We start from the raw sequence: 6,468 nt of genomic DNA on the forward strand, positions 1-6,468 counted from the left end.
GATGGACAAGAAACTGGGGCTGGGTGCCCTCATTTCGCTGGTGATCGGCTCCATGGTCGGTGCCGGGGTTTTCAGTCTGCCGCAAAACATCGCAGCGCACGCCAGTGCCGGGGCCGTCGCCCTGGGATGGGCCATCACGGGGATCGGCATGATCTGCCTCGCCCTGGTCTACCAGAATCTCTCCATGCGTCGACCGGATCTCGATGGCGGCATCTTCAGCTACGCCAAGGCAGGGTTCGGGGATTTCGTCGGCTTCAACGCCGCCTGGGGTTACTGGCTGTGCCAGCTGCTGGCCAACGTCTCCTACGCCATCGTGGTGTTCAGTGCGCTGAGCTACTTCTTCGACACGCCGGACAATGTCATCTTCGGTGACGGCAATACCCCGGTCGCCATCGCGCTCGCTTCCCTGCTCATTTGGTCGGTGCATGCCCTGGTGCTGCGCGGCATCCAGGTGGCGGCGCTGGTGAACATCGTCACCACCATCGCCAAGATGGTGCCCCTCATCGTCTTCTGCGTGGCCATCCTGCTCGCTTTCAACATGGAGACCTTCACCCTGGATCTCTGGGGGCAGGGGAGTCCCGAGCTCGGCTCCGTGATGGATCAAGTGAAGTCCACCATGAAGGTGACCCTGTGGGTCTTCATCGGCATCGAGGGGGCCGTGGTGGTCTCCGCCCGTGCCCGCCATCGCAAGGACGTGGGCCGCGCCACCGTGCTGGCGCTGCTCGGCGCCCTGGCGCTCTACGTCATGGTGACCCTGTTCTCCCTGGGGGTCATGAACCAGCCGCAACTGGCGGCCCTCAAGAACCCCTCCACCGCCATGATCCTGGAAGCCGTGGTCGGCCCCTGGGGCGCCTGGCTCATCAACATCGGCCTGGTGATCTCGGTGATGGGGGCCCTGCTGAGCTGGACCGTGCTGGCGGCGGAAGTGCCCTACATCGCGGGCAAGACCGGGGTCTTCCCGGCCTGGTTCGCCAAGGAGAACAAGAACGGCTCCCCCAAGGTGTCGCTCTGGTGCTCCACCTGCCTGGTGCAGATCTTCCTCATCATCATCTACTTCCAGAACAGCACCTATCTGGCGTTGGTGAACATCGCCACCTCGGCTGCCCTGGTGCCCTATGTCTTCTCCGGTGCTTACGGCCTCAAGCTGGCGTTGAAAGGGGAGACCTACGCGGGCCAGCCCCATCAGCGCAAGCGCGACCTGCTGCTGGCCCTGGTGGCCACCGTCTATGGCTGCTGGCTGGTCTATGCCGCCGGAGTGGAGTACCTCTTGCTGGTGGCGCTGCTCTACAGCCCGGGGATCTTCATCTACTGGAAGGCGCGCCAGCACCACGGCCTGCGCAGCCTCAATCGGCTGGAGCAGGGGATGACGGCAGCCCTGCTCGGCTGCGCCGTGCTGGCGTTCTACAAGGTGATGGACGGTACCATTCCCCTGCATTAATCGGCACAATAAAGAGATGGCAAGATGCCATCTCTTTTTTATGGATAATGGCGGTCAAGTTGACCGCTGTTTCGTTATTGAAGGAATGTTTATGCTGTTTGTGGGCTATCTGGTGTTGGGCGCCTTCGCGGGCATGCTGGCCGGGCTGTTCGGTATCGGCGGCGGCCTCATCATCGTTCCCGTGCTGGTCCTGAGTTTTCACGCACAGGGCGTGGCGCCGGAGATCATCACCCATCTGGCCCTCGGCACCTCGTTGCCCACCATGATCTTCACCGGTTTCAGCTCCCTGCGTGCGCACCAGGAGGCAGGAGCGGTGGACTGGGGGATGATTCGGCGCCTGGGCGCCGGCATGCTGGTCGGTGCCTGGCTCGGCGGCATGACCGCCAACCTGCTGAGCGCCAGCACCCTCAACATCATCATCGGCTGCTTCGCCTGGACCATGGCCCTGCAGATGGGGCTCAATCTGAGGCCAAAAGCGGAGCGACACATGCCGGGCCCCCTTGGTACCGGGATCGCGGGCACCGTCATCGGCTGGATGTCGGCCTTGTTCGGCATCGGTGGCGGCTCGCTGACCGTGCCTTACCTCACCTGGAATTCGGTGCCCATGCGCAACGCCGTGGCCGCCTCCGCCGCCTGCAGCATGCCCATCGCCCTGGCAGGCAGCCTCAGCTACCTCTATGCGGGTTGGGGAGACGCCGATCTGCCCGAGTGGAGCGTCGGATTCATCTATCTGCCGGCCCTGCTTGGCATCGTGCTCACCAGCACCCAGTTTGCCCGTCTGGGCGCCAGACTGGCACACAGAATGTCACCCCGGCGGCTCAAGCAGGCCTTTGCCCTGCTCATGTTGCTGGTGGGTGCCAAATTCATGCTCTTTAGCTGAACCCTTGGCCAGATTGTTGAAAAATAAGGCGAACAGCTCGCGCTGCGGCAGAAAGCCGTTGCATTGAGGGGCCAGTTTGCCTATTCTCCTCGCCGGTGGTCCTATTGGTCCTCTCGCATTGATAACCCGTCGACCTGGTCAGGACCGGAAGGTAGCAGCCAAGGCGGGGGACTCGAGTGCCGGGATGTGGCTGGTAGGGCCACCACTTGTTTCTGTAGATCAATAAGTTACAGCATTTAGCTCTCTTGGTGATCCACTTTGTGTGGATGATTATGGGGGATCTAAGTGAATCTTTGTCTTAGCCGTCACGGCATCTGGTACTACCGGAAAGTCACCACTCTTCCCTGCGGTCGTCGGAAAGAGATCAAAAAATCTCTGCAAACTCGAGACAAACTAGTCGCACGAAACAAAGTGGCCCAGTTGCTTGCCTGTGTACGATCTAGTGCTATCTCATCCCCCTGTAAGCAATTCCAAAACGATCCTGAACCCCTGCAATCTGAGCAGGAACTTCAGTCTCTTGTACCCCTCCTATCAGCCCTATGTGACCGCTATCTGAAAGAGAAAGCCGTCTCTTGGTCGCCCAAAGAACTCAGCAATCAGAAGAACTACATCGGCTACTTCATCAAGATGCTGGGGGATAGATCTCCCACCGCATACAGCAAGGCCGATGTGGTCAAGTTCAAGGACGAGCTGCTGAACTCAGGGAAGAGCCCGACGACTATCAACAAGTATCTCCAAAAGCTCTCTCTGCTTTTCGTCTGGTTATCGAACCACCACGAGGGGATCGTCAATCACTTCGCTGGGCTCAAGCTACAACGGGTCAAGGAGGTCAATACTCGAAGTGGGTACACAGCAGAGGAACGCCGCCAGTTCATCGCGTGGGCACGGCAGCAGCAGGCTTACCGCAAATGGATAGCTTTGCTCGGGATGTATGCCGGAGCCAGGGCAAACGAGATCTGCCAGCTCTATGCCGATGATGTGCAGCAGGTCGATGGGGTATGGTGCCTGAACATTAGGGACAGCCGCCCAGACCAGAAGCTCAAGACGGCTAACAGTGCCCGCCTTGTGCCGATCCATTCATCGCTGATTGCGGCGGGCTTTATCGAGTTCGTGAAGGGTAGGGCAGGGGGGCGGTTGTTCCCAGAGCTACCACATCGGCAAGATGGTTACAGCCATCTCTGGGGTCAGTGGTTCAGCCGTCATCGTCCGGTAGATAAAGATTTCCACAGCCTGCGGCATACCGTGGCGACATTGCTAAAGGATCATGGTGTGCCGCTACAGTATGCGGCGGCCATTCTTGGTCATACCAATGGAGCCATCAGTTATGATCGGTACGGTGGTGGGATAGGAGTGGAGAAGCTACAAGCAGTTATCGAAGCGGCATTATTAGGGAATATTTAATGATGTAGGAAACGCTATAGCACATGCGGAGTGGTCATTTAATGACCATTTATTCAAGTTATAGCTCTGAGTCCTGCTATCTGAACGGTTTGGAGTGCGTTTACTTTAATCGATAACTTAGTTGATTGCCACTTGAAGCCGCTTTGTCAAAACCCAAGATCTTTATAGCTTCTCGGATATATGCAAAACTCTATACTGTGAAGGTACGCAACACTTAGTAGATACAGGAAAAGCATTCCCATTAAGAACCAAAGATGACTATGGTAATCTGATTGATGTTATGCAGAGATCAAAAAATTAAAATTTATAATTCAGAGTTTACTCCACAATTGAAGCCACAAGTTTTCTAGTTGTGAAGGGTTGTTAATAAAGGTGTGATGATATTTTTAATAACTCATCACACCTTAAAATTTATAAATGATCAGTTATATCTTTAAGCCTAGCCTTATAGGCTTCCAATTGAATTGGTGTTCCGCCAGTTGCATTGACATAATAAGGATCGTCTTCACCCGGCTGAGGATAGCTGGCTCTGAGTTCAATTGCAGTCAAATCCATACCATTATAATCACAAATTAATCCAAGTCGCTTTAGGTCCCACATATAGTCATGCTCATAATTAAATCTAGCACCAATATTATCTAGTGTCTCAGCAACTCTATCTGCAACGTGATCGAATGCCTGTCGATGCAATCGCTGTGGACGGGCATATGGAAGATCGCCTCGGCCACCTTGTGGCGTATTCATATTGCTAATAATGAGATCCAAGGACGTAACTTTAATTTCTGGCAGCTCGATTTCATTATTCTTACTATCGTACCAAGGTTGAGGATAGTGTGCTAAATGGAAGTCAACATCAGCAGTAAGGCTAGATGTTGGAGCATATAAAAACTCTAAGCTACGGTATACAGCAAATTGGCTAGCTTGTGACGATGGTGAATATGCACATATTAAATTGTCAGCACCAAGCAGCCCTAAATGCGTTGTTACTACAGAGTAATATGGGTCTGTATCGATGAAAATAATAGCGTTGTCATATAAATCTTCTATATCCTCTACCATTTTACGAATAAAGGTTCTAGGTAAAAGAAACGCAGAGTAGAATGCTCCAGTTGGAACTCTACCACCTCTAGCTTGTGGTTGATTTAAATTATCTAGGCTATATGTAATACGTTCTAAATCAAAATCACCACATACTAACTTAATATTATCTGGTAATGGCTCTGCTTCAGGGGATCTTAGAGTGTTAGGATTTAAAATGAATTCTTCTGTGTCAGGCCAGCCTTGTCCTGCTGGCAAATCATTTATACAGTCATCAAGATAGCTATAGACTGTAGGTCTATTTCTTTGTTGCATTAAATCTAATATTTTCTGCTCACCATTTAAATGCCCTCCACCTAGCATCATTCTAGATACATCACATTGAGGGCTTAAATCGATAATAATAACTGTGGCGTCTGGATTATCTACTGCATATCTATTAGCCATTTGGAATGTTAGCGTAGATTTACCAATGCCGCTGAATCGCTCCCAGTTCCCTAGACACCTCACAGCCTTAAAATGAGGCAACTATTGGAGGTGTTATGACCCGTCAGCGTTATCCAGAAACATTCAAAATCGAAGCCGTTAAACAAATCACCGAGCGCGGGCGGCCGGTGGCTGACGTTGCACGTGCCATCGGGGTATCCAGCCACAGCCTGTATGCATGGCTCAAGCAGTACGGTAAGCCTGCTGACCAGCAAATAGAAGAGTCTGCCTTGCAAGCCGAGATCCGCCGCCTGAAAACTGAACTGCGCCAGGTCACCGAGGAGCGCAATATTCTAAAGGAGGCCGCCGCGTACTTTGCCAGCGAGTCAAGGAAAGGTACGCGTTCATAACCTCCCGACTCGACCGGTACAGTGTCGTTACCCTGTGCCAAACCCTGGGGGTTCACCGAAGTGGCTTCTACGCGTGGTTGAAACAGCCCACATCGCCACGACAGCAGGAGGACGAACGACTGACCGGATTGGTCAAGCAATCCTGGCTGGAAAGTGGTGCTGTCTACGGTTATCGCAAGATCCATCGCGACCTTCGTGACGCAGGGGAAGCCTGCGGCAAGCACCGTGTGGCCAAATTAATGAAGCGGGAGGGACTGCGTTCGCAAACGGGCTATCAACGCCGCAAGGGGCATTATGGAGGCAAGAGCACGCAAGCTGCCCCAAACACGCTGGCACGTCAGTTTAAGGTGCCAGCCCCCAACATCACCTGGGTGACTGACATTACCTACATTCGCACTCAAGAAGGGTGGCTGTACCTGGCGGTGGTGCTCGACCTGTTCTCTCGCCAGATCGTCGGCTGGGCGATGAAGTCACGCATGACGGCAGACTTGGCGGTTGATGCGTTATTGATGGCCGTCTGGCGGCGTAAACCCAAGCAGCCGGTACTGGTGCATTCGGATCAGGGCAGCCAGTTTACCGGTGGTGAATGGCAGGACTTTCTGAAGGCCCACAACCTGCGTTGCAGCATGAGCCGACGGGGTAACTGTCACGACAACGCGGTCGCCGAGAGCTTCTTTCAGTTGCTCAAACGGGAGCGGATCAAGCGCAGGATTTACGCGACAAGAGACGAAGCCCGCAGCGATGTGTTTGATTATATCGAGATGTTTTACAACCCAATCAGGCGTCATGGTTCCAATGATGGGCTGTCGCCGGTAGAGTTTGAAAGGCAGTTTATTTTTCAGCAACAAAGTGTCTAGAAAACCAGGGGCGATTCA

The 6,468-nt window shown here is 53.7% G+C and carries 5 protein-coding genes and 1 other RNA gene; 5 read left to right on the forward strand and 1 reads right to left on the reverse strand.

From position 1 onward, the window contains the following. Nucleotide 1 precedes the first annotated feature (1 nt). The 4 genes from arcD to AB5Y51_RS11670 all read left to right on the forward strand — a co-directional run bounded on the left by arcD (nucleotide 2) and on the right by AB5Y51_RS11670 (nucleotide 3,719). A complete protein-coding gene (arcD, locus tag AB5Y51_RS11655; RefSeq protein WP_052815136.1) occupies nucleotides 2-1,438 on the forward strand; it encodes an arginine-ornithine antiporter in 1,437 nt (478 codons plus the stop codon). 91 nt (nucleotides 1,439-1,529) lie between these two features. After that, the gene (locus tag AB5Y51_RS11660; RefSeq protein ID WP_042014760.1) at nucleotides 1,530-2,318 is read left to right on the forward strand and encodes a sulfite exporter TauE/SafE family protein; all 789 of its coding nucleotides are present in this window, start codon (nucleotides 1,530-1,532) and stop codon (nucleotides 2,316-2,318) included. 102 nt (nucleotides 2,319-2,420) lie between these two features. Continuing rightward, nucleotides 2,421-2,517, forward strand: an RNA gene (ffs, locus tag AB5Y51_RS11665) — signal recognition particle sRNA small type. 212 nt (nucleotides 2,518-2,729) lie between these two features. Then, entirely contained in the window at nucleotides 2,730-3,719 is a 990-nt protein-coding gene (locus tag AB5Y51_RS11670) for a tyrosine-type recombinase/integrase (protein ID WP_368178483.1), read from the forward strand. A gap of 411 nt (nucleotides 3,720-4,130) precedes the next feature. Here the strand turns inward: AB5Y51_RS11670 and AB5Y51_RS11675 are convergent, their stop codons facing one another. Further along, nucleotides 4,131-5,204, reverse strand: a complete 1,074-nt coding sequence (locus tag AB5Y51_RS11675) for a hypothetical protein (RefSeq protein ID WP_368178484.1) — start codon at nucleotides 5,202-5,204, stop codon at nucleotides 4,131-4,133. A gap of 95 nt (nucleotides 5,205-5,299) precedes the next feature. On the opposite strand from AB5Y51_RS11675, the gene AB5Y51_RS11680 reads away from it, so the two are divergent. After that, a protein-coding gene (locus tag AB5Y51_RS11680; RefSeq protein WP_319903933.1) for an IS3 family transposase occupies nucleotides 5,300-6,450 on the forward strand; the annotation gives its coding sequence in 2 pieces (ribosomal slippage) (nucleotides 5,300-5,537 and nucleotides 5,537-6,450; 1,152 coding nt in all). The last annotated feature ends 18 nt before the right edge of the window (nucleotides 6,451-6,468 follow it).

Origin of the sequence: Aeromonas sp. R7-1 (assembly GCF_040908115.1) — a bacterium.
Classification (GTDB): Bacteria; Pseudomonadota; Gammaproteobacteria; order Enterobacterales; family Aeromonadaceae; genus Aeromonas; species Aeromonas caviae.